This window comes from Cellulomonas sp. P4_B5_2, assembly GCF_056402235.1.
This window is the reverse complement of record NZ_JBFUHU010000056.1, coordinates 1-26,224: the sequence shown is the minus strand read 5'-3', so window position 1 is coordinate 26,224 and position 26,224 is coordinate 1. Positions and strand designations below refer to the sequence as shown.

19 protein-coding genes are annotated in these 26,224 nt (G+C 71.0%); 8 read left to right on the top strand and 11 right to left on the bottom strand.

Annotation, left to right across the window (positions count from 1 at the left end; genetic code table 11):
* Nucleotides 1-26: 26 nt before the first annotated feature.
* Nucleotides 27-1,400: an alpha/beta fold hydrolase gene (locus AC1DUQ_RS05850; RefSeq protein ID WP_477061937.1), complete on the bottom strand. Its 1,374-nt coding sequence runs from the start codon at nt 1,398-1,400 to the stop codon at nt 27-29.
* A 153-nt stretch (nt 1,401-1,553) separates the two neighbouring features.
* Here AC1DUQ_RS05850 and AC1DUQ_RS05845 point away from each other — a divergent pair, with 153 nt between their 5' ends.
* Nucleotides 1,554-4,271 (top strand): helix-turn-helix transcriptional regulator, encoded by a 2,718-nt coding sequence (locus AC1DUQ_RS05845; RefSeq protein WP_477061936.1) that lies wholly within the window; start codon nt 1,554-1,556, stop codon nt 4,269-4,271.
* Nucleotides 4,272-4,319: 48 nt separating this feature from the next.
* On the opposite strand, the gene AC1DUQ_RS05840 is transcribed toward AC1DUQ_RS05845, so the two are convergent.
* The 6 genes from AC1DUQ_RS05840 to AC1DUQ_RS05815 all read right to left on the bottom strand — a co-directional run bounded on the left by AC1DUQ_RS05840 (nt 4,320) and on the right by AC1DUQ_RS05815 (nt 9,890).
* Nucleotides 4,320-4,565, bottom strand: a complete 246-nt coding sequence (locus AC1DUQ_RS05840) for an SHOCT domain-containing protein (RefSeq protein ID WP_477061935.1) — start codon at nt 4,563-4,565, stop codon at nt 4,320-4,322.
* A gap of 55 nt (nt 4,566-4,620) precedes the next feature.
* The gene (locus AC1DUQ_RS05835; protein WP_477061934.1) at nt 4,621-5,229 is read right to left on the bottom strand and encodes a DUF305 domain-containing protein; all 609 of its coding nucleotides are present in this window, start codon (nt 5,227-5,229) and stop codon (nt 4,621-4,623) included.
* Nucleotides 5,230-5,362: 133 nt separating this feature from the next.
* Nucleotides 5,363-7,789 carry a heavy metal translocating P-type ATPase gene (locus AC1DUQ_RS05830; protein WP_477061933.1) on the bottom strand — a complete coding sequence of 809 codons (2,427 nt, stop codon included), beginning with the start codon at nt 7,787-7,789 and terminating at the stop codon, nt 5,363-5,365.
* A gap of 157 nt (nt 7,790-7,946) precedes the next feature.
* Nucleotides 7,947-8,573 (bottom strand): peroxiredoxin family protein, encoded by a 627-nt coding sequence (locus AC1DUQ_RS05825; protein ID WP_477061932.1) that lies wholly within the window; start codon nt 8,571-8,573, stop codon nt 7,947-7,949.
* Complete coding sequence (locus AC1DUQ_RS05820) at nt 8,570-9,577, bottom strand: cytochrome c biogenesis CcdA family protein (protein ID WP_477061931.1); 1,008 nt, start codon at nt 9,575-9,577, stop codon at nt 8,570-8,572. The genes AC1DUQ_RS05825 and AC1DUQ_RS05820 overlap by 4 nt, the downstream gene beginning before the upstream one ends.
* A gap of 1 nt (nt 9,578) precedes the next feature.
* Entirely contained in the window at nt 9,579-9,890 is a 312-nt protein-coding gene (locus tag AC1DUQ_RS05815; RefSeq protein WP_477061930.1) for a glutaredoxin, read from the bottom strand.
* 147 nt (nt 9,891-10,037) lie between these two features.
* Here AC1DUQ_RS05815 and AC1DUQ_RS05810 point away from each other — a divergent pair, with 147 nt between their 5' ends.
* From AC1DUQ_RS05810 to AC1DUQ_RS05800, 3 genes are all read left to right on the top strand, one after another.
* The gene (locus AC1DUQ_RS05810; protein ID WP_477061929.1) at nt 10,038-10,763 is read left to right on the top strand and encodes a response regulator; all 726 of its coding nucleotides are present in this window, start codon (nt 10,038-10,040) and stop codon (nt 10,761-10,763) included.
* A gap of 41 nt (nt 10,764-10,804) precedes the next feature.
* Complete coding sequence (locus tag AC1DUQ_RS05805) at nt 10,805-11,878, top strand: HAMP domain-containing sensor histidine kinase (RefSeq protein WP_477061928.1); 1,074 nt, start codon at nt 10,805-10,807, stop codon at nt 11,876-11,878.
* 641 nt (nt 11,879-12,519) lie between these two features.
* A complete protein-coding gene (locus tag AC1DUQ_RS05800) occupies nt 12,520-13,950 on the top strand; it encodes a 4Fe-4S binding protein (RefSeq protein WP_477061926.1) in 1,431 nt (476 codons plus the stop codon).
* A 118-nt stretch (nt 13,951-14,068) separates the two neighbouring features.
* On the opposite strand, the gene AC1DUQ_RS05795 is transcribed toward AC1DUQ_RS05800, so the two are convergent.
* The 4 genes from AC1DUQ_RS05795 to AC1DUQ_RS05780 form a co-directional block, all read right to left on the bottom strand.
* Complete coding sequence (locus AC1DUQ_RS05795; RefSeq protein WP_477061925.1) at nt 14,069-14,971, bottom strand: isocitrate lyase/PEP mutase family protein; 903 nt, start codon at nt 14,969-14,971, stop codon at nt 14,069-14,071.
* Nucleotides 14,972-14,996: 25 nt separating this feature from the next.
* Nucleotides 14,997-16,712 carry a SulP family inorganic anion transporter gene (locus tag AC1DUQ_RS05790; protein WP_477061924.1) on the bottom strand — a complete coding sequence of 572 codons (1,716 nt, stop codon included), beginning with the start codon at nt 16,710-16,712 and terminating at the stop codon, nt 14,997-14,999.
* Nucleotides 16,713-16,805: 93 nt separating this feature from the next.
* A complete protein-coding gene (locus tag AC1DUQ_RS05785) occupies nt 16,806-17,291 on the bottom strand; it encodes a hypothetical protein (RefSeq protein WP_477061923.1) in 486 nt (161 codons plus the stop codon).
* A 137-nt stretch (nt 17,292-17,428) separates the two neighbouring features.
* On the bottom strand, nt 17,429-18,385 hold the full coding sequence (locus tag AC1DUQ_RS05780) for an alpha/beta fold hydrolase (RefSeq protein WP_477061922.1): 957 nt from the start codon (nt 18,383-18,385) through the stop codon (nt 17,429-17,431).
* Between the two features lie 359 nt (nt 18,386-18,744).
* Here AC1DUQ_RS05780 and AC1DUQ_RS05775 point away from each other — a divergent pair, with 359 nt between their 5' ends.
* From AC1DUQ_RS05775 to AC1DUQ_RS05760, 4 genes are all read left to right on the top strand, one after another.
* Entirely contained in the window at nt 18,745-19,875 is a 1,131-nt protein-coding gene (locus AC1DUQ_RS05775) for an alpha/beta fold hydrolase (RefSeq protein WP_477061921.1), read from the top strand.
* A gap of 209 nt (nt 19,876-20,084) precedes the next feature.
* Nucleotides 20,085-22,865, top strand: a complete 2,781-nt coding sequence (locus AC1DUQ_RS05770; protein ID WP_477073500.1) for a helix-turn-helix transcriptional regulator — start codon at nt 20,085-20,087, stop codon at nt 22,863-22,865.
* A 140-nt stretch (nt 22,866-23,005) separates the two neighbouring features.
* Nucleotides 23,006-25,729 (top strand): tyrosinase family protein, encoded by a 2,724-nt coding sequence (locus AC1DUQ_RS05765; protein WP_477073499.1) that lies wholly within the window; start codon nt 23,006-23,008, stop codon nt 25,727-25,729.
* 70 nt (nt 25,730-25,799) lie between these two features.
* Nucleotides 25,800-26,102: a thioredoxin family protein gene (locus tag AC1DUQ_RS05760; protein WP_477061919.1), complete on the top strand. Its 303-nt coding sequence runs from the start codon at nt 25,800-25,802 to the stop codon at nt 26,100-26,102.
* Nucleotides 26,103-26,224 lie beyond the last annotated feature (122 nt).

Here is a 26,224-nt window from a genome sequence, read left to right as displayed (position 1 = left end):
GTCGAGGGCGGATGCCCCAGACCCTGCTACTCGGTCACCGTCGTCGCGCCGCGGATCGCCGCGACCACGTCGAGGATCGCATCGCTGGTCGCGGCGGAGTCGTCCTGGTCCGAGACGAGCTCGTCGTGAGTCGCTCCGGCGATGACGCGGTGGGTGCTGTTGCTCGACATCTGGGCGATGCGCTCGTGGCTCGCAGTCAGCGCGGCGTCGGTACCGGTACCTGCGGTCAGGACGACCAGTGGCCGTGCGCCGAAGTCGGTGAACGATGCCGCTTCGCCCATGGACCGGTTGGCCTGGGCGAACTCGTCGATGAAGCTGCGGAGGTTGCTGCCGGTTGCGGTGGATGCGCGCACCTCGCTCCCGGACCGGGGCGGCAGGCCGGCGCCTTCGGTCGTCGCGTACAGACGCGTCAGGCCGAGCCGGGCAGAGGTTGACAACAAGGTGGCGAGCCGGTCGACGGGGTCGTAGCGGCTCGGTCGGTCGGAGCCTGCGGGCACGGGCTGATCGCGGGGGGCGGTCGTGTCGACGATCACCAAGCCGGCGATCTGGTCGGGGTAGCGGGCAGCGTAGGTCAGCGCGTACAGGCCCCCGAAGGAGTGGCCGGCCAACACGTACGGTCCGGGAACGTTCGCCTGCTCCAGCAGCGTGTGCAGGTCGACGGCGATCTGCGTCGCGTCCTGGGCGGTCTCCACCGGGTCGCTGCCGCCGCGGCCGGGGCGGTCGTACACGCAGACGCGGGTGCTCGCTGCGACCCGGGGTGCGATCCATGCCATCTGAGCAGACATCGCGCCACCACCGGGCTGCAGGAGGACGGTCGGGCTTCCGGTACCGGTGCACTCCAGGTGCAGCGACCGCCCACCGACGTCGATCGAGTGTCCGGTGATTCGTGTCGACGGGTCGGTAGCTGCGCCGAGCGTCTCGTACATCCCGCCCACCGCGGCAACCGCCAGCATCGCGGTCACCGGGTACAGCAGCCAGCGTCGGCTCCGGCTCTGCAGGTGGCGGCGGGACTGAGCGACCATCCAGACGACCAGCACCAGCACGGCCGGAGGCCAGACCCAGCCCAGGACCGGGTCCACCGAAGACCCCAGCGTCAGGAGGAGGAACCCGCCGATGCCCATGACGACGGCAGGGACGGCCGCCCACGACTGGGGCTGGTCCGTCATCCGCACCGACAGAAGAGCGAGCATCGCCCAGCCGAGCGCGAACCCGCACAGCACCGCACCGGTGACGGCCGCTTCCTGCGGGGGGACGAAGGGTGCGGCGGCCAGCAGCAGCGCGGACAGGAGACCGCTGATCAGCGAACCGGCCACGACCCATCCGATGTGTCCAGATCGTGCGGGCGAGCGCACGCTCGACCGGTCCTTCGTCGTCTCGGGGTTCTCGTACGTCGTAGACATGATGAGCGCTCTCCTCAGCTTGGATGGTGGACGCCGTGGGGGTTCCGAATCGCCGTCGTGTCGAGCCTCGCGGTCGCCCGGTCGGCTCGCCCCGGTCAAAGTGCCGGGATCGGACGCCCACCGCGGTAGCGCCGGGCTGGGTAGCGTCGATGTGTGCTGCACGGGCGGGACGGCGAACGAGCGCGACTGGCCGCTCTCGTCGACGGCGTACGGCGGGGGCGTGCGGGCACGCTCGCGCTGCACGGCGATCCCGGAACGGGCAAGACCGCGCTCCTCGACGACCTCGCCGAGGCCTGCCACGGGGTGACGCTGCTCCGGACCCAAGGGATCGAGTCGGAGTCGCCGCTGGCGTTCGCGTCCCTGCACCGGCTCCTGCGGCCGGTGCTCCCGCTGCTGGACCGCATCCCGCCGCCACAGGCCCGGGCGCTCGACCTCGCGTTCGGTCGTCACGACGGCGACCCCGTCGACCCGTTCCTCGTCGCCGTCGCGACGCTGTCGCTGGTCACGGAGGCCGCCGAGATCCAGCCAGTGCTCGCGATGGTGGACGACGCCCATTGGCTCGACGCCGCGTCGGCCGACGCGTTGCTGTTCACAGCCCGCCGGCTGGATGCCGATCGGGTCGTGCTGCTGTTCTCGGTCCGCGACGGGCTCGAGATGTCGTTCCCGCACCCGGGAGTGCCCTCGCTGCTCATCGGCGAGCTCGACGAGGCCTCCGCGCGGGCAGTGGTCGAGGACCACACGGGCGCCGGTAAGGACTCCGTCGCGACCGATCGGGTGCTGCGCCAGGCCGGCGGGAACGCCCTCGCCCTGGTCGAGCTCTCTGCCGCGCTGACCTCGGACCAGCTCAACGGCGCCGAACCCGTGCCGGCGTCTCTGCCCGTGACCGCAGGCATGGAGCGAGTCTTCCTCGACCGTGCTCGGCGCCTGCCGGAACTGGTTCAGCACGTCCTGCTGATCGTCGCAGCCGACGACTCCGGACGCGTCGCCACCGTTCGTCGCGCGGCCGGGAGCCTCGCCATCCCGGACCACGCCTTGGCGGAGGCGGAAGGGTCGGGCCTCGTGGTCCGAGACGGTGACCACCTGCGCGTCCGGCATCCTCTCGTGCGCTCGGCCCTCTACCAGGCCGCGCCCCCGAGCGTGCGCCGGGATGTGCACCGCGCGCTGGCGGCAGCACTCGAGGGCGTGGGCGAACCGGACCGCCAGGTGTGGCACGCCGCGTTCGGGGCAGACGGACCGGACGCGGCGATCGCGGCCCGTCTCGACGGCGCCGGTGCTCGCTCCGAACGACGAGGGGGTCATGTCTCGGCGGCCGACTTCTTCGAGCGCGCGGCTGAGCTCTCCCCGGACTCCGACCTGCGGGCGGAACGGCGGTTCTCTGCCGCGCGCAACGCGTGGGCCGCCGGCCAGACGACCCGCGCCCGGTCGCTCGCCACCGCTGCCCGGGGCGAGGCCGACGACCCCGTGCTGCTCGCGGACGTCGACCGGCTTCGTGGCCGGATCGAGGTGAACGTTGGCTCGGCGGCGGCTGCCCACCGCATCTTCGTGTCCGCGGCCGTCGCCGCGGCTGACACGGCGCCAGGTCGCGCACTCGATCTCGCGGTCGCCGCCGCGGGCCTTGCTGCCTACGGCGGAGACAGCGAGATCCGCCTCGACCCGTCGGTCGTGATCCGATCCGGGCACGAGCCGGACGACCCACGTACCCAGACTCTGCACGACCTGCTGCTGGCCATGACCGCTGCGTCCCAGCACGCCTGGCCGGAGGCCGTCGCACACCTGCGAGGCGCCGCCCGGAACCGCACCGACGCGGACCCCGACCTCCTGGCGCACCTCGGACAGGCCGCCGTGCACCTCGGCGACGATGCCACGGCAGCGCAGGCCTTCGCGGCGATGCTCGGCACCGGACGTCAGAGCGGAGCGGGGATGACCGTGCTGTACGCGCTCCCCCGCCAGGCGTTCCCGCTGTTCCTGGCCGGTCAGTGGTCCGCTGTCGGAAGGTCCGCCGACGAGGCACACCGCCTGAGCACCAGCGTCGGTCAGCGAGCCCTGTCCGCCACCCCACTCGCGTGGCTCGTCCTGCTCGCGGCGCTCCGGGGCGAGGACGGGGCGCCCGAGGTCCGCGCCGAGCTCGACGACGTGGTCGAGCACCACCCGCTAGGCATCCTCGCCGCTCCGACAGCCGACCTGATCCGTTGGGCCGACGGCGCCCGAGCGGGACAGGCGGGCGCCGCCGAAGCCGCGCTCCACCACGTCACCCAGATGCGCGTGCCGGCACTCACCCGGATGGCAGCGATCGACCGCATCACTGCTGCGGTGCACGCCAACCAACCCGAGCAGGCGACCGAATGGCTCGACGAGCTCGTGCCGTTCGCCCAGGGCACCCGATGGCCCTGGGCGCTCGGAGCCGTCGAACACGCCCGCGCGCTGCTCTCGCCGCAGGCAGGAGCACCCGAACACTTCGAGCTCTCGCTGGCCCACTACGCGCACGCCGCCCGACCGTTCGACCTCGCCCGCACGCACCTGGCCTACGGTCAGCACCTGCGACGCGCGCAGCACCGTGTCGACGCGCGCCTACACCTGCGCCGGGCACTCGAGAACCTCGAGGACCTGCGCGCCGCGCCCCTGAGCGCCCTGGCCGCTCGAGAGCTGCGCGCAGCCGGTGAGACGGCACGCACGCGCGACGTCAGCACCCTGGTGCAGCTCACCCCGATGGAGCTCCAGGTCGCGCAGCTCGTCAGCCAGGGGATGTCGAACAAGGAGGTCGCCGCCCACTGCTGGGTGTCGCCACGAACCGTCGCCTTCCACCTGCGCAACTGCTTCGCCAAGACAGGCGTCAGCTCCCGCGGCGAGCTCGCCCAGCTCTCACTCGCTTGACGCCAGGTCCTGGTCCGACGATGCGCACGACATGCGCGCGACCCGCTCTCACTGGTCCCGCGGCTCTCGCGGCCTACCTCGTGAGCCGTGCAGGGCGTCTCTGCTTCGGACGAACTCGCTCTCGTCGATCTCGCCGCGGGCGAACCTGTCCGCGAGGACGCTGTCCGGGCTCGGGAGCGGCGTCTTGCCAGCGTCGCCCCGGGCCGTCCCGCCGCTGGAGGCGCTGCGCATGATCCAGACGACGAGTGCTGCGACCAGTCCCCAGAACACGAGCATCATCAGGGCCATGGTCACCCAGGCACTGGCGCCCCATCCGCCGTGTCCCCACCACATCATGACGATCCACTCCTCACAGGCCAGCGAGCAGGTTCTGCATCTCCGTGATCTCCGCCGTCTGGGCGTCGATGATCGTGCCCGCCAGGGCCATGGCGTCGGGGTTCATGCCCTCGGCCTTCTCCTGCTCGGACATCTCGATGGCGCCGCGGTGGTGCGCCACCATGCGCTCGAGGAATGACCGGTCGAACTCGGTGCCGTCGAGGCCGTCGAGCTCGTCCATCACCTCGGACTGGCTCATGCCGTCCATGTCCATCCCGCCCATGTCCATGTCGTCCATGCCCATGTCGTGGGACGTCTCCTCGTCCCAGTCGTCGAGCCAACCGGTCATGAGGTCGATCTCAGGCCCTTGGGCGGCCTGGATGCGCTGTGCGAGGGCCTTGACCTCGGGGCTCGCGGCTCGGGCGATCGCGACGTCGGCCATCTCGACGGCGCCCTGGTGATGGATGATCATCAGCTGCGCGAACTGGGTGTCGGCGTCGTTGTGGGTGGCCGCCGTGCTCTCCGTGCCCTGGTCCGAGCCAGGCGCCTGCCCTGTGTCGTTGCTGCTGGAGCACGCGGCCAGGGCGATCGCCAGGGCGACCGCAGCGGCAGAGGCGGTCAGGCGGCGACGCATCGGGTTCATGAGTCAGGTCTCCTTGAGCGGTCGTCGAGTTCATCGGCCCTGCTCACCTTGCGCCGTGACACCCTCATGGCCGGTCGTCGTCTCATCAAGGTGTGATGAAGGTGGCGCCCGTCGCCCGGGAAGAAGGGGCCGTTCACCGTCCTGCTCCCCCGCTGACTGCTTCCTTCACGGTCGTCGGTGCACGCAGGCGGGCATCCTGCGTCGCGGGGAGCGGCAGCCGCTTGAGCAGCAAGGCGTTGACGGCGACGATCACCGAGGACCCGGACATCGTCAGGGCGGCGATCTCGGGGCTCAGCGACACGCCGAGCGACGGGTAGAGCACGCCTGCGGCGATCGGGAGTGCGAGGGCGTTGTAGCCGATCGCCCAGCCCAGGTTCTGCCGCATCTTGCGCAACGTGCCCCTCCCGATCCGCAGCGCGATCGCCACGTCGAGCGGGTCGGATCGCATCAGGACGACATCCGCCGTCTCGATCGCGACATCCGTGCCGGCGCCGATTGCGATGCCGAGGTCGGCCTTGGCCAGGGCGGGGGCGTCGTTGACGCCGTCACCCACCATGGCGACCGTGCGTCCATCGGCCTGCAGACGGGCGACCTGGTCGGCCTTGTCGCCCGGCAGCACCTCCGCCACGACAGCGTCGATGCCGAGCTGGCCGGCGATGCGGCGGGCGGTCGCCTCGTTGTCCCCGGTGAGCATGACGACCTCGAGACCGGCCTCGTGCAACGCGGCCACGGCAGCGGCCGCGGTCTCCCGGGCGGCATCGGCCAGTGCGACCACGCCGACCAGCCGGCCGTCGACCGCGACGAGCACGGCGGTCCTGCCCGACTGCGCCAGCTCGTCGCGCCGGGCGGACAGCTCCCCGAGCGCGACGCCCTCGGCGGACATCAGCCGCTGGTTGCCGACCAGCACCCGGCGACCGTCGACCGTGGCCCCGGCACCGTGGCCAGGAACGTTGCGGAAGTCGACGGCGACGAGCACGGAGGCGCCGAGCTTGGTGGCGTGCGCGACGACGGCACGCGCCAGGGGGTGCTCGGACTCGCGTTCCACGGCGGCCGCCAGCGCGAGGACCTCCAGCCCGGGCAGGTGATCGACGACCACATCCGTCACCTCCGGCTCGCCCCTGGTGAGGGTGCCGGTCTTGTCCATCACCACGGTGTCGATGCGTGCGGACGTCTCCAGCGCCGTGGCGTTCTTGAACAGCACACCGCGGCGGGCGCCCAGCCCGGTGCCGACCATGATGGCCGTCGGTGTGGCGAGACCCAGGGCGTCGGGGCAGGTGATCACGACCACGGTGATGGCGAACAGCATCGCGGTGGGCACGCTGGCCCCGGCGAGGGTCCAGGCGAGGAACGTGACGGTCCCCCCGACCAGCGCGACGAGCACGAGCCAGAACGCTGCGCGGTCGGCCAGCCGTTGGCCGGGCGCCTTGGAGTTCTGCGCCTGCTGCACCATCGCGACGATCTGAGCCAGGGCGGTGTCCGAGCCGACCTTGGCGGCCCGCACCCGCAGGGTCCCGGTGGTGTTGATCGACGCACCGATGACCTGCGACCCGGGAGCCTTCGGCACCGGCAGGCTCTCTCCGGTGACCATCGACTCGTCGACCTCGGACTCCCCCGCCTCGACGACCGCGTCGACCGGGACCTTCGCTCCGGGCCGCACAAGAAGCAGGTCGCCGACGAGGACCTCACCCGTCGGGACCTCGACCTCGACCCCGTCCCGCAGGAGGACCGCCGTGTCGGGAGCGAGCTCGAGCAGCGTCCGGACGGCGTCGTTCGCGCCGCCCCGAGCCCGCATCTCGACCCAGTGCCCCAGCAGGACGAACGTTGTCAGGACCGTGGCGGCCTCGTAGAAGACCTCACCGCCGCCGGTCAGGGTGATCCACAGGCTGTAGAGCCACCCGGTGCCCACACCGACGGCGACCAGGACCATCATGTCCAGCGTCCGCGCCCGCAGCGCCCGGTAGGCGCCGTCGAAGAAGATCCACGCCGAGTAGAAGATGACCGGCAGCGAGAGCAGCAGGCTGAACACGTCGTCGCGCAGGCCGAGCGGGGTGCCGGCCGAGAATCCGAGCAGCTCGCGGCCGATCGGGGACCACAGGACGATCGGGATCGACAGCAGCAGCGCGACCAGGAAGCGGTTGCGCATGTCGCGCACCATGTCTGCCATCGAGCCGCCGCCGTGATGACCGCCGTGCCCCATCGTGTCCTGGGCCGACATCGGCGCAGTCGCACCGTGGTCGCCGTGATGACCGTGCGCGGACCCGGCGCCCCGGAGATCAGCGCTCGACGCGGGCATCCGGCTGCCGGCCGGATCGTCCATCGGCTCGCAGATGTGCTGCGGGACGGAGCGACCGTCGCAGTGGTAGCCGCACTCGGTGACCCAGCCGACGAGCTGGGCCAGGGAGGTCTGGTCGGCGTCGTAGGTCACGTTCGCGGTCTGGGCGAGTGCGTTGGCCTCCACACCCAGGACCCCGGGGCGGCGGGCCAGCGCGCGCTCCACGATCGGCTCGGAGGTCGCCCAGTGCAGGCCCCCCACTTCCAGGACTGTCGTCTCGACCTTCATGACCGCTCCCCGTCTCGTCGGACTAGCTCCTCTGCATACCCCATGGGGGTATGTGTTGGAGGCATAACGCGGGTGCCCGCAAGGAACTTCCCAGCCGACCATGAAGCCTTGATGAAGCCGACGTGGTCGAGCGCCGAGTCGTGGGGTCGGGTGCTGCCTAGAGCCGGGCCGTGGCCTCGTCGAGGAGCTCCTTGGGCTCGAGCCACATGGAGGGGTAGTTCCCGTACCACTGCTGGACACCGTCGGCGTCGACGAGGACGAACCCGTGGCCCGGGAGGCCCTCGTGCATGCCGGTGCCGAGGGTTCCGTAGGCCCGCGAGACCGTGCCGTCGTCCAGCAGGAACGGGCTGGCTACGCCGAGCCGGTCGCGGTCGGCGTTGATCTGCTCGGCGGTGTTCATGACGATCGGCAGCACGGTGATCCCGGCCGCAGCGAAGCCTGGCTCCTTCTCGATCTCGGCCATCTGCTGCAGGCACGCATCGCACGCCGCGCCTTCGTTGAAGTAGAGGATCACGGGTTCGCCGAGGAACGACGAGAGCGAGACCGTCTGCCCGTCCGAGGTCGGGAGGGTGAACCCGGGGGCGTGGCGGGTCTCCGCCGAGACGACGGGTCGCGAGCTGAGCAGCGCCACGGTCACCAGCGTCGCAATGACCAGGAAGCCTGCGCCCCACGCCGCCAGCCCGATGCGGCGTCGGCCGCGCCTGGCGCGGGCCTCGTTCTGCCTGAGCTCGTCGAGCTGGTGCTCGTGCTCGGCCTGGCGTCGGCTGGCGGTTCCGGAGGTCATCGCGCTGTTCCTTGCTGTGAGGTCGTGGTGGAGTGACACGACGGAACGTCCGCGTCGCTCGCCTCGTCGGCCAGTGACGGGTGCTCGTCGACGGGCTCAGCGGGCACGTCGGCCGCGGCGTCGTCGGGGGCTCGGCCTGCGCGGCGGCGACGTTCGGAGAGCATCGCCACGACGAACACGCCGACGAGGACGAGGAGCCCGGCGCCCAGGATGGGTTCGGGGACAGGGCTCACGAACCGCTGAACCGCCAGGAAGATGTCGGTGAGCGTGCTCGCGGCCGAGTCCTGGGCCTGCGTGCCGCCGGTCATGTTGGCGTCACCGGCCAGCGCGATGATGAAGACGCCCATCACCGCGAAGCCGACGGCCACGCCAACGTTCAGCGTGTTGGTCACGATGACGCGACCGGCGAGGCGGATGCGCACGAGCCTGGCGCGCACGAGCGTGCGCTCCCCCAGCCTCGCCTTGTCCCAGACCAGGGCCATCACGAACAGCGGGAAGACCATGCCGAACACGTAGGCCAGCCCCAGGGTCAGCCCGCCGACGGCCGAGCCGGACAACGCGGACAGGGTCATGACGCCGGCGAGGACGGGAGCGCAGCAGCTGGAGGCCACGCCGGAGAAGACACCCAGGGCGAAGAAGCTGGCCGAGTCGCCGCGGCTGGTGTCCGGGGCCCGCAGGAAGCTGGGCAGCGACCACATCTTCCCCGAGAGCGCGAGCACGGCGAGGGCGATCATGAGCAGCCCGCCCGCCCAGTACAGCGGGCCGTGGTATCTCGCGATCGCACCGGAGAGCAGGCTCATCCCGAGCGTGATCGGCACCAGCACCAGGGCCAGGCCCGCGGCGAAGATGAAGGTCAGCGGCAGCAGGCGCCACCGGCGGTTCTTGATCGCTCCGGCCAGGTAGCTGGGTGCCAGGAAGACGATGCAGCACGGCGCGAACAGAGCCACACCGCCGGCGAAGAACGCCGCCAGGATGCTGCCCGTGGTCAGGAGCTCGGCACCCACCTCATGCCCCCACGGGCGAGGCGTCCTGCGGGGCCCCGCCGGTACGCCGCTCGAGCAGCTTCGCCAGCTTCTTGCGCGGCAGCCGCCCGGCGCTGAAGTACGCATCGTCGACCAGCACGAGCGGGTTCATCGAGGGACGGTGGACGGCCACCAGCGACGCCCCCTCGGCGGACTCCAGCTCGACGATCCGCACCGTGAGGGGCAGTGTCCTGGACAGCTCGGTGAGCGCCTCGACAGCGTCGTCGCACAGGTGGCACGCGGTCGCGTGCACGACCGTCACCGGGGCAGGTGGCGTCGCGTACTGGTCGGTCACGGGATCTCCATCGGGGTGGGTGGGCTTCGGTGCCACGACCACGGTCCCGCCCGATGCTGTTTCTGCCGTCGCGGTGTGATGAGCGTTCGATGAAGCCTGGCCCGAGCGGTCGGTGGTCCCGCGATCTGACCGTGCCGACCGGACACAATGTGTGACATGGCCCCGCAGATGCCGTCGTCCCGACGTGCCCTCGTCATCGACGACGAGAAGGCGCTGGCCACCCTGATCGCCGACTACCTGGAACGCGACGGCTTCGAGGTGCACCTGGCCCACGACGGCCCCCAAGGTCTCGAGGCGGCGCGGTCGATCGACCCGGACGTCGTGGTGCTGGACCTCGGACTTCCCGGCATCGATGGCGTGGAGGTGTGCCGGCAGCTGCGCACGTTCTCCGACTGCTACGTCGTGATGCTCACCGCCCGGAGCGAGGAGGTCGACACCCTGATCGGGCTGTCCGTCGGCGCCGACGACTACATGACCAAGCCGTTCAGCCCACGCGAGCTTCAGGCACGCATCGCCGCTCTGCTCCGCAGACCGCGACGCGCGCCTCACGGCATCGAGGCACTGAGCGAACCGGTGCGCATCGGCGCCCTCTCGATCGATCTACCCGCCCGGGAGGTCCTCCTGGAGGGCGAGCCGGTGCCGCTCACCCGAACGGAGTTCGACGTGCTCGCGGCGCTGGCGCTCTCCCCGCAGCTCGTCTTCAGCCGCCGCGTCCTCATCGAGGCCGTCTGGGGTGAGAACTGGGTGGGTGACGAGCACCTGGTCGACGTCCACGTGCTGCACGTGCGGCAGAAGCTCGGCGACACGGCCGACGCGCAGCGCTACATCCGCACCGTCCGCGGTGTGGGCTACCGGATCGGCACCGGCGGATGAGATCGCCGGGATGGGGGCTGGCCGGCAGGCTCATGGCGGCCATGACCCTGGTCATCCTGGCCGGCGGGATCACCGCGTGGATCGTCGCGGGGGCGGTCGGACCGGTGATCTTCCACCAGCACATGGGTGAGGCCGGCATGGGGGCCGGACCCAGCGCGGTCATGCACGCCGAAGAGGCGTTTCAGTCGGCCAGCGCACTCGCCCTGGCCATCGGCCTGGCCGCCTCCGTGGTCGCGTCGCTCGCCGTGAGCGTGTTCCTGACCCGGCGCATCGCCTCCTCCCTCGGCACCCTGACCTCGGCCGCGACCCGCATCGCCGGCGGCCATCTCGACTCGCGCGTGGACCGCCCGTCACTCGGTGCCGAGTTCGACCAGCTCGCCGACGCCTTCAACGACATGGCACGCCAGCTCGAGGAGAGTGACGCCCTTCGACAGCGTCTGCTTGCGGACGTCGCGCACGAGGTCCGCACCCCGGTCGCGGTCATCGGCGCGTACCTGGAAGGCCTGGAGGACGGGGTGACCACCCTGACACCGCAGACCGTGAGCGTGCTGCGCGACCAGGGCACCCGGCTGGCACGACTCGCCGCCGACCTCGCGGCGGTCACCCGCGCGGAACAAGGTGCCCGCAGCCTGGTGCTCGCACCGACACCACCCGGCGAGCTCCTGTCCGCGGCACTCTCTGCCGCCCGCGGCAGCTACGTCTCCGCCGGTGTCGAGCTGACCCTCGACGTGGACCCAGGACTGCCGGCTGTCACCGCCGACGCGGACCGGATGAGCCAGGTGCTGGGCAACCTGCTCGACAACGCCCTGCGACACACGCCGCGCGGCGGATCGGTGCGCCTCGGTGCAGCACTGACCGAGGCTGGTCTCGTCCGCCTGACCGTCGCCGACACCGGGGAGGGCATCGACCCCGAGCAGGTCGGCCTCATCTTCGAGCGCTTCTACCGTGTCGACACGGCGCGGGACCGCGACAGCGGTGGCTCCGGGATCGGCCTGGCGATCGTTCGCGCGATCGTCGTCGCCCACGGCGGCACCGTCACGGCCCACAGCGCCGGGCTGGGCCGCGGATCGCGGTTCGACATCGACCTGATGCCCGCGCCGGGCCAGTCGGGCTGAGCGACCAACCCCAGGGCACCCGACTCCTGGTCGCCTCTGCGCGATGCCTCGCCCGCACCGCCGATCCCGCGCCCACGTCCTGGGCCGGGCAGTCCATGAAGTTTCGATGGAGGTTCAGGTCTCGGACCTACAGGTCCCATGTGCGCGGCCCTCGGCCCGTCGACAGTTCTGACGGAACCGTTCTCGAGGAGCTCGCATGCATCCCGCCCTTGTCCGACTGCCCGCCGTCGTGGCACTCGCCGCGTCGCTGACCGGCTACCCCGCCTTCGCGTTCGCGACGACGCCGAGCGCAGCGCAGCTGGTCACCCTCGTGAGCGCGGGTGCCGTGGCCGAGCCGGCTGACCCCACCTCTCCGCCCGCTCACGACATGAGCGACATGGAAGGGATGGATCACACAGGGGCCGACACCGAGCCCGACGAATCGGCGGCCGGGCACAGCGAGCACGGTGCGAGCACCGACGCGACGCCCTCCTCCGCCCGTCCGCGAGCGGCCGTGCTGTCGACCTTCGCCGGCCTGAACGCAACGCAGCCGTCCTGGTCGTTGCTGCGGTGCTGCGCCGACGCGACCGCGATCGCCCCCGCCACCGGCCCCGCCCGGCCGCCGCCCCCGCCGCTGCCTGACCCTCGCGAAGGACACCACGATGACCACGCTCACTCCGCCGCCGGCTCAGGTCGACGCCGTCGACCCGGACGTCACGCCGGGCCCGGACCTGACCCCGCCGCCGGTGGGTCGCAACCTCATGACGATCCCGTGGGTCGCCCGCTCGCTGCGCTCCGGGTGGTACCCGAAGATCTTCCAGATCCCCGTGGCGGCCGTCTTCGGACTGGTCGCCTACCAGCTGCTCGTCGGCCCGGACGTCGCGCACGAGAACGCCGGCACCGCGCTCATGTGGGTGCTGTGGTGGCCGGTCATCCCGATCGTGTTCGTGCTGCTGGGACGCTTCTGGTGCGCGGTCTGCCCGTTCGGCGCGATCTCGGACGTCGTGCAGAAGTGGGTCGGAGTCAACCGGCCCGTGCCGAACTTCCTCAAGAACAACGGCATCTGGATCATCGATGTGTCGTTCCTCGCGATCACGTGGGCCGACCACGTCTGGGGTGTCGTGGAGTCGCCGTGGGGATCCGGGGTCCTCCTCCTCCTGCTCACCACCGCCGTGATCGCCTCCGGCGCCCTGTTCCAGCGACGCACGTTCTGCCGGTACCTGTGCTTCCTCGGCGGCCTGTCGGGCAACTACGCCCGCACCGGCATGGTCGAGCTGCGTGCCGACTCCGACATCTGCAGGACCTGCAAGGCCAAAGCCGTCTGCTACAACGGCAACGACAAGGTGGCCGGGTGCCCGCTGTTCACGTTCCCTCGCACGATGGAGGACTCCGCGAACTGCAACCTGTGCGCCAACTGCATCAAGTCCTGCCCGAACGACGCGATCCAGGTGCGCCTGCGCAAGCCCACCAGCGAGCTGTGGTTCATCACCAAGCCCAAGATCGAGCAGTCGATGCTCGCCATGGCGATCATGGGCATCGTCCTGATCCAGAACATCACCATGCTCGAGGTCTGGAACGTCGTCCTCGCCCAGATCGAGGCGCTCACGGGGATCACCAGCTACGCCGTGATCTTCACCGTGGCGTTCGCCGTCGCCGTGTCGGTACCTGTGGGCCTGCTGGCTCTGGCGTCTCGCGTCGCCGCCAGCCGGAACCTCGAGAGCACGAAGCTGAACTTCGCCCGCTTCGGGTACGCGCTCATCCCCCTGGACGTCGCCGCGCACCTCGCGCACAACCTGTTCCACCTGCTCGCCGAGGGCGGCTCGGTCTACTACACCGTCGGCGCACTCTTCGGCGTCGGCGGCACCGGCGGMGATCCTGCGCTCATGAGCACGGGTGCCATCCAGGTCCTGCAGTTCGCCCTGCTCGCACTGGGCATCGCGGGCTCGCTCTACACGGCTCGACGCATCGCCCACCGTCGCTATCGCACGACCGCCCGCCGGAGGGCGACACTCATGCCGTACGTCGCGATCATCGTGCTGCTCGGTGCGATCAACGTGTGGATGTTCCTGCTACCCATGGCCCACCGCATGTGACCGCTGCCTGCTGACGCTCACCCCGGGCCGTGACGACTCGGGCAGAGCACGGCAGTCTTCCCATCGGGGTGCGCTCAAGCCGCGGGACGACGTCCACCCTCGCCGGGCGTCGACACTCTCAGTCCCCGAACAGGGCCTCGACGTCCGGTAGACGCTCGAACCGCGAGAACGTCCCTCGCTCCGCGATCTCCCTTGCGGCCGACAGGACTCCGTCCCACGCGGTACGCGCGAGCGTGCCCCCCACGCTGATACGGCGGACCCCGAGCTGCGCGGCCTCGGCAACCGTGGTGAACGGAGAGTTGATCAGGAGGTTCACCGGTTTCGGCGACACCGCCGCCACGATGGCGGACACGTGCTCCAGGTTGTCGACTCGCGGAGCGTAGAGGCAGTCCGCGCCGACGTCTGCGTACGCACGGAGCCGTCTGATCGTCTCGTCGATGTCGGGACGGCCGCAGACGAACCCCTCGGAGCGGCCCGTCAGAACGATCCCCGTGCCGCTCTCGTCGATCGCTTGGCGTGCCGCGGCCACCCGCGCCACCGCCAGCTCGAAGTCGAACAGCGGATCGGCCTCATCTCCTGAAGAGTCTTCGATCGAGAGCCCGGCGATCCCCGTCCCCGCGGCCAGCTTCACGTTCGCCGCGACGCCGGCGGGATCCACTGCGTACCCGTCCTTGAAGTCTGCGTTGACCGGCACCGACACTGCCTCGGCGACCTGACGGAGATGCTCGAGCGTCTGATCCAGGGTGACCCGGGCGTCCGGGAGGCCGAGCGTCCAGGCCAGGCCGGCACTCGTCGTCGCCAACGCCTGGAACCCCAGCTCTTCCAGGAGACGCGCGCTCCCCACGTCCCACGGGTTCGGCATCACGAAGCACCCCGCACGATGCAGCCGATGGAACTCGGCGACCCGATCCTCGTCCATGTCCGACCCACACCCCGTCAACGAGCCAGGTTTCTCGCACTCTATTCCGATCGAGTCGACCTGTGTGAGGTCTGTTGCGTCTGCCACCCGGGTCCGGATCACCCGACGACTCAGCGCCCTTCGGCCGTCAGCCCGCGTCGGTCACGTCCGCCGAACCGGCTCGCTCGGCCCGGTAGGCCCGCACAGCGCTGTGCACGGTGGGGAAGAAGTGGTCGGCACCGAACCGGCTGCCGACGCCGAAGCGCACGAGGCGGTCCTTGACCGGGCCCTTCATCTCCGCGAACACCAGGTCGACCCCGAGCGCGGCGAGATGGTCGTCCAGCTCGACGAGCTCGTCGAGTGCGGTGGTGTCGAGGCCCGTGATCGGTTCTGACGCGATGATCACGCGGCGCACCGGCGTCGGGGCGTCCGCGACGAGGCCGCGAACCCAGGTGTCGAACACGTCGCCGTTGGCGAAGAAGAGGGGCGCGTCGAACCGCGCGATCACCAGGCCTGGGACCCGCTCCCCCTCGGGGTGCCGGCTGAGGTCGTGGAACCCGGGAACGCCCTCCACGCTGACCAGCTCGGCGCGGTACGGATCCCACGCTCGGCGCACGAACACCGCGAGCGACAAGGCGACGGCGACGGCGATGCCCTGCAGCACGCCGACGAACGCCACACCGAGGAACGCCGCGACCAGCAGCGCCGCGTCGCTCCGGCTCATCCGCACGAGGCGGACGAGCGTGTGCACGTCGACGAACGAGGACGCAGCTGCGATGACGACCGCGGCCAGTGTCGCCGACGGCAGGTACTCGGACAGGCCGGGTGCGACCAGCATGAAGACGACGAGCAGCACGGCGGCCACGACGCCGGTCAGCTGCGTGCGGGCGCCGGCCTGGACCGCGACCGGCGTGCGCGACGCGCTCCCCGAGACGGGAAAGCCGCCGAGCAGCCCGGTCGCGAGGTTCGAGGCTCCCAGCGCGCCCATCTCCTGGCTGCCGTCGACGGCCTCCCCCCGGCTGCCGCCGAGCGCGCGCGAGAGGACAGTCGTGTCGGCGAACGTGATGAGTGCGATGCCGGCCGCCGGACCGACGAGCGCGAGCACGTCTGCGGGGTCGAGGCCCGCGAGGGCCGGTGCGGGCAGGCCGGACGGCAGGGCGCCCACGACGGGGATCTGGTCGGCGAGCCCGAGCGCAGCAGTCAGGACGCTCGCCCCGACGACCGCCAGCACGATGCCCTTCGCGGTGGCACCCAGCGCGCGCGCCGCGACGATGACCGCGAGCGATCCGACGCCGATCGCGGCCGCCGCGCCATCGACCTGACCGTCGGCGACCGCGGCGACCGTCTGGCCGAGGTGCTCCCAGACCGACCCGGGAGGCACGGCGACGCCGAGCAGCTTGGGCAGCTGGCCGGCGATGACGACCAGCGCGATCCCGTTCATGTAGCCGACGCGGATCGGCATCGACAGCAGGCCGGTGAGGAACCCGAGCCGCAGCACGCGGCCGCCGATGAGCATGAGGCCCATGAGCACGGCAAGCATGCCGGCCAGCGCGACGGCACGGTCGGCATCGCCCAACGCGAGCGGCAGCACCGCGGCCCCGATCATCGGCGCGAGCGACGAGTCGGGCCCGAGCACGAGCACCCGCGACGGGCCGACGACCGCGTAGACGAGAAGGGGCACGATCGTCGCGTACAGGCCGGTGACCGGCGGCAGCCCTGCGGCCGTGGCGTAAGCCATGCCCGCAGGTATCGCGACCGCGACGAGCGTCGCCCCGGCGACCAGGTCCCGTCGTAGCCACGCGCGCTCGTAGCTCCGGGTCACACCGACGCCGGGGAGCAGCCCTACGACCCGCCCGCGGTCCACCTCTCGAGCCTAGGACCGGGCACCTGACGGACACCCGGGCCGGACGTCCCCCGACGCACCGCTATGGCCACGGTCCTCGTCGAGCTGCTGGCCTCATGCCTCCGTGCCGGTCACCCCGATGTAGACCGCCGCATTGCCGCGCGGGTTGAGCAGCACGACAGGAGCGATGCACCGCTCCGGCAGGGCGAGCCGGGCGTGGATCTTGGCGTCACCCGTGGACGAGAACGGCACGACCGCCGTCGTCGCGACCACGGCCCCGTTGCACGCCACGCTCGCCGCGAGCTGTGGGATGGGGTTCGCCCCGGTCGACGTCAGGACGAGGCCCTCGACCCGGACGTCCAGCCGACCGTCGTGGCGCAGCCGAGCCTGGCCGTCGCCGATCACCCAGTCCGCGCCGCCCGGTGTCGTCTGGAACAGCACCGGGTCGGTCGTCAGGCTGCCGGCCAGCTCCGCCCTCAGGACGGTCCGCCCACCACCGCCCCCGTGCTCGCCACCGGCCACCGCCGCGGGCGCCCCGAGCAACCCGGCGGTCGCCACGATCGCCGCCGCCATCGCGACGCGCCTCAGGATCGTCGTCATCGTCAACCCCTCCTCCGGGGGCCCACGACGGGCCCCTCACAATGGAGACGAGACGGGGACGCGACGGGTTCATCGGCACCAGGAGCGCGGCTCCCAGCAGTGTCACGAGGCCCGCGGCGGTGTGACTCCCTGGTTGGCTAACCGATCGCGCGTGAGTCGGCGAGAGCGCCGAACGGCGCCAAGAACGCCGACAGTCCGGCCAACAGTGCTTCCGGCGCGGCTTCCGCGACCCAGTGACCGGTCCCGGGAACGACGAGGGTCTCGACGTCCTCGGCAACGGCCGACAGCGCACCGGCCACCGATGCGCCCCAACTCGCTTCGCAGCCGATGCCGAGGACGGGCATCGTCAGCTTGCGGGCGGCTCGTGCCCCGTTCTGCGCCATGGTCTCGTCCCAGGAGCGATAGAAGCCGAAGCTGCCGGGAAGCGCGCCGGGCGCGGCGAGACCCTTGACGTAGTAGTCGATGGCGGCATCGGGGACCTGACCCCCCTGGACGGCGAACTCGTAGCCGAAGAAGATCGCCTCCCGACCCACGACGAGCTGCTCGGCGATCTCACCGGCACGGTTGAAGGCGATGTGCCACAGCTTGTTGTTGACCTGCCGTGGTGCGAACAACGGTGGTGAGTGGTCCGGGGTGGGGGGCCCCGGGACCTCGGCGAGCGCGACGCGGTCGACCCGGTCGGGGTAGTCCGCTGCGAGGGCATAGCTGATCACGAGTCCGGTGTCGTGGCCGACGACGGCGAACCGGTCGTGCCCCAGCTCGTGCATGAGGGCCGCGAGGTCGCCGGCGAGCGTCGCGGCGTCGTACCCGCCCTCCGGCTTGTCGGTCAGGCCGAGGCCGCGCTGGTCGACGGCAACCACCGTGTAGTCCTTCGCAAGCTCGGGCATCACGTGGCGCCAGGCGTACCAGGTCTCCGGCCAACCGTGCACGAGGAGCAGGGCGGGCCCGTCGCCACCGATCACCGCGTGCTGGCGGATGCCGTTCGCGTCGATCAGGCGGCTCGTGAATGTCGCGGTGAATCCGTCCGGCAGGTCGGGCGCTCGCACGACCGAGCCGAAGGCCTCGGACTCCGGGTAGAGCGAGAGTGCGGTCATGATGGGAATCCCTTCTCTTCTCTGGGGGCCGACGCCGAGACGGCTCCAGCACCTGAACCGTGGCTCCCGCGACCGCCGGCTCGCGCCAGGGAGCACCCTGGTCCAGTCCCCGGGAGCAGCGAACGAGCCCCCGGGCCACCGGTGTCGCAGCGTGACCAGAGGCGTCTGCCACCACCACGCACGCGATTCCGAGCAGCACACCAGACGGCGTACCGAGCTCTGAGCCCAGGCGGGTTCCCCGCAACCTCCACCGGCGGCCCCGTGAGCAGACAGGGGGGCTCCCGGGCGCGACGCGGCGGCGCGACGACGAAGGTCGTCGATACCGATCACCGTGGTCGGTGTTCCTGAAGGAGAAGCCCATGGACGAGTTCTCTCTCAAGCCCCTGCCTGCGAGCCGGACGCACGGGTCGTCGACGAGGCGGCGTCGCGCAACGCGACTGGTGGCGATCGCCTGTGCCGCCGCCATCGCCGCACTCGGCAGCACGGCCGTGTCGGCCGACGCGGTAGCCGATGCGCCGTCGCGCACGGTCAGGGCGTCCCGCGACATCGGTCTCGTCTCGACGGCGCCGAACCTGCCTGCCGGATTCAGGACCGTCTTCGAGAGCCGGTTCGTGCGGGCCAACAACATCCGTCAGCACGTGGTCATCGGCGGCGAGGGCCCGCCCCTCCTGCTCGTGCACGGCTGGCCCGAGACCTGGTACGCCTGGCGCCTGGTGATGCCGGAGCTGGCCAAGAACTACACCGTCATCGCGGTCGACCAGCGCGGTATCGGCCGGTCCGAGGGGACGGCAGGCGGGTACGACGCGGCGACGCTCGCCGACGACCTCGCTGCGCTGATGACGAAGCTCGGCCACGAGAAGTTCGCCGTGGTCGGCCACGACACCGGCGCCGTCGTCTCCTATGCCCTGGCCGCTGACCACCGCGACCGGGTCGAGCGCCTTGCTTTCGCGGAGATTCCCGGTCCTCCCGGAGTCGGCGATCTCGCGCAGCCCCCAGCGCCGCCGATGTTCGTTCCCGACCAGCTCAACGACAAGCTGTGGCACATTCCGTTCAACCGTGTCGACAACGACCTGATCCTCGACATGGTCGGCAGCAACGCCGACGCCTTCTACCGCTACGAGTACTCCATCCAAGGCGGCGGGGCGACACTGCCTGACGCGGCGATCGACTACTACATCGACCTCTACACCCGCAACAGGGACGTCCTGCGGACGAGCTTCGGGCTCTACCGCGACTGGGACGCCACCGTGAACCAGAACCGTGCGGTGCGTCAGGCCACGAAGCTGACGATCCCCGTCCTCGCTGTCGGCGGAGAGAACAGCTGGGGCGACGCTGTCGGGCATGGCATGGAGCTCACCGCGACCGACGTGACGACCGCGGTTCTCCCCGGATCCGGGCACTGGGTCGCCGAGCAAGCCCCGGGCGAGCTGCTCGACGTTCTGACCGAGTTCCTCGTGCCGTACGGCGCGGCGGAGAAGGGAGCGGACTGACATCACCCCAGGGCGAACACCGCTGGACTGCGGGGACCGACCAGGCATCGAGCCGTCGGTCCCCGCTGCTCGCCCCGGGTGACCGCACCTCCACCGGACGCGAAGGATGGCTGCGCGACCAGCAGGCCCGCTCCTCCGGTCGCGCGCCGCACGGGAATATGCTCTGGCAGACGCCACGCAACGGCACACGGCGGCCAGAGGAGTGACAGGTGTCACAGCAGCGGGTCGTGATGCAGTTGCGTGGCCGCGGGAGCGAGTGCGCGGAGCTCGACGCCCATCTCGAAGCTGCGCGGGCAGGCGACAGCCGGACTGTGGTGCTACGCGGCGAAGCCGGCATCGGCAAGACCGCGCTGCTCGAGTACCTGGCGGTCCGCAGCACAGGCTGTCGAGTCGTCAGGGTGGTCGGTATCGAGTCGGAGATGGAGCTGCCGTTCGCGGCTATCCATCAGCTGTCCCGACCGCTCCTCGATGGCCTCGGGCGTCTGCCCGCACCGCAGCGCGAGGCCCTGGAGACGGCGTTCGGCCTGAGCTCGGGCCAGCCGCCTGATCGCTTCTTCGTGGGGCTGGCCCTGCTGAGCCAGCTCGCCGAGCACGCTGAAGCGCGGCCGGTCGTCTGCCTCGTCGACGACGCCCAGTGGCTGGACCGGTCCTCGGCCCAGGTGCTCTCGTTCGTCGCGAGGCGTCTTCACGCGGAGTCGGTCGTCCTCGTTCTTGCCGAGCGCGACGGGGACTCCCCCAGCGAGTTCGAGGGCCTGCCGGAACTGCGCCTCCGAGGGCTGTCGGAGGATGACGCGGCACGCCTGGTCATTGCCTCGAGCCTCGGACCGCTGGATGCGTCGGTACGCGGCCGGATCATCGCCGAGGCGCACGGCAACCCGCTCGCCCTGCTGGAGCTCCCGCGTGGGCAGTCGTCAGCTGCCGTCGCGGGCGGCTTCTCCGTCCCGGGCAAGGTGACCGTGCCCAGCCGGATCGAAGCGAGCTATCGCCGCCGGATCGAGATTCTCCCGGACGAGACGCAACGCCTGCTGCTGGTGGCGGCGGCGGAACCGGTCGGTGATCCCAACCTGCTCTGGCGCGCAGTGTCCGAGCTCGGTATCCCCGTTGACGCGGCGGCGCCGGCCGAGGCGGACGACCTGATCGAGATCGACGCACGCGTGGGCTTCCGTCACCCCCTCCTGCGCTCGGCGATCTACCGGGCAGCGTCGCCGACGGAACGCCGCAACGCACATCGAGCACTGGCCGCGGCCACCGATCCTGAGATCGACCCCGATCGTCGGGCCTGGCACCGCGCTCAGGCCGTGCTCGGTCCCGACGACGTCATCGCCGCCGAGCTCGAGCGGTCGGCCGGACGGGCCAGGGCTCGCGGTGGACTCGCCGCTGCCGCCGCATTTCTGCAGCGGTCGGTCGCGCTGACGCGGGAGCCCACGCTGCGGGCCGATCGCGCGTTGGCCGCGGCCCAGGCGAGTCTGCAAGCCGGCGCGTTCGACGCGGCGTCCCGGCTGGTGGCCGCAGCGGAGACCGGACCACTCGACGAGCTCTCTCGAGCCCGCGTCGATCGGCTGAACGCCGAGGTCGCGTTCGCCCAGAACCGCGGGGGCGAGGCTTCGCTGCTCCTGCTCAGGGCAGCTCGGAAGCTCGAGACCCTCGACGTACGCCTGTCGCGCAACACCTATCTCGACGCGTGGGCCGCAGCGCTCTTCGCCGGCCATCTGGCGGGTGAGGGCGGCAGCCTCCTGGACGTCTCCCGCGCCGTGGCGACCGCGCCCGAGCCTGTGCCTTCTCCTCTTCCGTGCGATCTGCTCCTCGACGGCTTGGCGTTGGTCTTCTCCGACGGACGTCCGGCGGCAGTGCCCGCGCTACGGCGTGCGGTCGCTGCGTTCGCGAGTCGCGACGTCTCCGAGGAGGAGGTGCTTCGGTGGGGGTGGCTCGCGACCCGAGCGGCGAACCTGATCTGGGACTACGACCGCGGGCTCGAGATCGGCACGGCGGCTGTTCGACTCGCCCGCGACGCAGGGGCGCTCGAGGTCCTGGCTGTCGCAGACAACGCGTGCGGTCAGGCCGCGGTCTCCGGCGGTGACTTCTCGCGGGCGGCGCTGCTGGTGGCCGAAGTGGACACCATCAAGGAGGCGACCAACACCCGCATCGCCCCACACGCTGCGCTCGCCCTCGCGGGAGCACGCGGCCACGAGGCCTTCGCCTCCGATCTCATCGCGGGAGTCGTCGCCCACGCCACCGTCGGCGGACAGGGAACCGCCGTCCAGTACGCGCGCTGGGCGAGCTCCGTGCTCCTCAACGGACTCGGCCGCTATGACGAGGCGCGCACGGAGGCCGTGGCGGCGTGCGACAGCACACCCGAGCTACACGTTGCTTCGTGGGCGTTGAGCGAGCTCATCGAGGCTGCCACGCGGACAGACCACGCAGATCTGGCCAGCGACGCTCTCCGTCGACTCGGGCAGCACATCGAGGGATGCGAGACCGATTGGGCACTCGGGATCCATGCGCGATCCCGTGCCCTACTGAGCGATGGTGACGCGGCCGAGTCCTCGTACCGAGAAGCGATCGCACGCCTGAGCCGGACACAGCTCCGACCGGAGCTCGCTCGCGCCCACCTGCTCTACGGCGAGTGGCTCCGGCGCCGGGGCCAGCGCGTCAGCGCCCGTGACCAGCTCCGCACCGCCCACGAGATGCTCACCACGATCGGCATGGACGCGTTCGTCGAGCGCGCTCGGCGCGAGCTTCTCGCCACCGGGGAGAGAGCGCGCAGCCGGACCGTGGAGACGCGAGACCGTCTCACCCTCCAAGAGGCGCAGATCGCCCAGCTGGCGAGCGACGGTCTGACGAACCCGGAGATCGGAGCTCGGCTCTTCCTCAGTGCGCGCACCGTCGAGTGGCACCTGGGCAAGGTCTTCACCAAGCTGCGCGTGAGCTCCCGTCGAGAGCTGAACTCCGCACTCCCCGGTGCGGGGCTGGCGGCACTGCCGGCCTCGTAGGGTCGACCGCCCAGCGCCAGTGGCCGTCAACGCCTTGGCGGCGACGCCGCGTGAGGGCTAGCCGGTATCTCGGGATTCCCGGGCGCGCTCCTTCCCGCTGACGACCAGTGCGGCCGTCGACTTCACGGGGGAGGTCGGTCATGGCAATCGGCGACGGGATCAGGCGGGACATCGCGTTGGTCTCCCAGGCGGAACGCGACAGGTTGGTCGCCGCGATCCTCACGCTCGACACGAGCAAGATCTACCCGGACGGCGTGACCTTCTGGGACAAGCAGGAGGACATCCACAAGAACGCCCACCTCTCGGGCGTCAACGTGCACGGCGGACCGGGCTTCGTGCCCTGGCACCGGGAGATCGTCAACCGGTTCGAGCAGCTCATCCGCGAGGTCGACCCCGACCTGTCGCTGCACTACTGGAACTGGAGCGTCGACCCCCGCAGCACCGCGGACGGCCGGGCGAACCTGTTCACGACGTCGTTCATGGGCGACTCCCAGGGCGACGCCGGGGCACCGCTGGGCGCCTTCGAGTCGACCGAGGGCGGCGGCCACACCCACATCTGGCGCTCGGTCAACGGCGGCAGCACCACCCTGTCGGCCTCCCCGGTGAGTCTGTCGGACGCGACCGTCGTCGGGTCGGCGACCTGGGAGATCTTCAACGACAACATCCAGCAGGTCCACGGCGACGCGCACGGGTTCATCGGCGGCACGCTCACCCAGGCGCACTACTCGTTCCACGACCCGTTCGTGTTCCTGCTGCACTCCAACGTCGACCGGCTGTACTCGATGTGGCAGACCGCGGCAGGACACCCCGAACGGCTCAATCCCGCCACGGTGTACGCCGGCGACAGCGCTGACCCGGGTCTGAACGGACCCGTGGAGCCGTGGGCGGGCAACGTCGCCGACCCGTCGCTCCAGCTGCGCCCGTGGGCACCGCCGGACAACCAGCAGGTCGTCAAGACCTACAAGCACCCCTCGATGGTCGCTCCGCCGTGCTACGACACGGTGCCCGAGGTCTCGCTGCTCGAGGTGGTCAATCCGGGCAGCCACATCACCTTCAACGACGTGCCGACCGGCGAGACGACCGCTCGCGCGGCGGTCTTCCGCGTGTACTCCTGCGACGCGGTCACCTTCGAGGTCATCGTCGCGCCGGCGAGCCCCTACCTCGTCCTGACCCCTGGCGGCCAGGTCACCGTGCCGCACGCCCTCGTGCCCTACACCGAGGCCAGGATCTGGTTCGGCATGACGGGCGGCGCGGCCGGAACGAGCGCCCCGACCGGTACCACGACGATCCGGTGCGTCGAGACCGGCCAGGACTTCGTCTTCGACCTCACCGGGAACTCGATCCCCCGGCCCACCGTCGCGGTCATGATGGCCCTGGACCAGTCGGGGTCGATGGACGACCCGGCGGGGACCTCCGGAGCAACCCGTATCGAGGTGCTCAAGCAGGCCGCCGGCCGGTTCGGCCAGCTCATCCAGGCGGGCAACGGTCTGGGCCTGATCCGGTTCGACACCGACGCCTACCCGGTCGCCGACCCGACGTTCCCCGGGCTCGGCGTCACGCTCATCGGGCCTGGCGGCGACTTCGACCCGAACCGCGTCATCGCGCTCTCCGCGATCGGCGACCACCACACCAACCTCGCCGGCGCGACCTCCATCGGCGACGGCGTCGTCATGGCCCGCAACGTCCTGAGCGCGGTGCCCGCCACCGACTACCAGCACAAGGCGTTGATCGTCTTCACCGACGGCCTGGAGAACCGGGACGCGACGATCGACAGCGTGACGGCGAGCATCGACCAGCGCACGTTCGCCATCGGGCTCGGCAACGAGGCCCAGGTCTCGACGACCGCGCTGCGCAAGCTGGCGAACAACACCGGCGGCTACCTGCTGCTCACGGGCGTGCTCACGCCGGGCACCGACGAGTACTTCCGGCTGACGAAGTACTTCCTGCAGATCCTCGCCGGCGTCACGGACACCGCCATCGTGGTGGACCCCTCCGGGTACCTGCCCCCCGGCGACACGCTGCGGATCCCGTTCGTGCTCAACGAGGCCGACATCGACGCGACCGTGGTCCTGCTGGAGGACCTGCCCGTGATCGACATGGTGCTCGAGACCCCGGAMGGCACGATCATCGACCCCGCGACGGCGTCCGGGGTCGGCGTCACTGCCGGGGCCGGCGACGACATGCGCTACTACCGCACCAACCTCCCGGTGCCCGTCGGCGCGGGCGCCCACGAGGGCACCTGGCACGCGATCCTGACGATCGACGAGGGCGCCTGGAAGAAGGTCCTCAAGCGCCTGCGCAGTCGCGACGACGACGAGGGCAGGATCGCGTTCGCGCGGGCCGCCGCTCATGGCGCGCGGTACTCGGTGAACGTCTACTCCGCGTCCAACCTGCGCCTCGCGGCGAGCCTCGAGCAGCCCAGCATCGAACCCGGCAGCACGGCGACCATCCACGCCGCGCTGACCGAGTACGGGTTGCCCGTGGAACACCGAGCACACGTGGTTGCGCACGTCACCGGTCCCACCGGCGTCTCGATGCTCACCCTGGCCGAGACCACCGGGGGCCTGTTCACCGGCACCCTGGCCACTCCCCTGCCGGGTACCTACCAGGTCAGGGTCGTCGCCGACGGGCTCACCATGCGCGGCAGCGCCTTCACCCGCGAGCAGCTGCTCACCGCCGTCGCCATCCGCGGTGGCGACCGGCCCAGCACCCCGACCGACGACCCCGGCGGCGGCAAGGGCCGCGACCTGTGCGACCTGCTCGACTGCCTCACCGAGGTCGGTGCCAAGTTCCTCGAGCGCAACGACATCTCGCCCGAGGAGCTCCGTCGCTGCATCCGTGCCCACTGCACCGACCACCGCTGACCACGCGGCCCCGGACGCATCGCCCGGTGCCGCTACGGGTCCGTGAAGGGGTGGGTGCGACGATGACCCCGTGGAGGTGGAGCTCCTGTACGTCGCCCGGTGCCCGCACTGGCGCCTGGCCGACGAGCGGTTGCGACTGGCGTTGGCCGCGGTCGGTCGTGCGGACCAGTCGATCTCGTACGTGCAGGTGGACACGGCCGAGGATGCCGCGACGACCGGACTCGCGGGATCGCCGACGGTCCTCGTCGACGGTCGTGATCCGTTCGGAGCACCGGGCGCGAGGGTCGGGGGTCCGGCGTGCCGGCTCTTCACCACCCCTGACGGGCTTGCGGGCTCTCCGACCGTGGAGCAGCTGGTGGCCGTGCTGCGATGAACCATCCCGAGGTGGCCGGGTCAGCGGCGCCCTCCGTCACCCCGCACCTGGGTCAACCAGGCGTCGAGGTACTCCCGCAGTCCGCTCATGTCGCCGCCGCCGCGGTATGCCACGTACCCGTC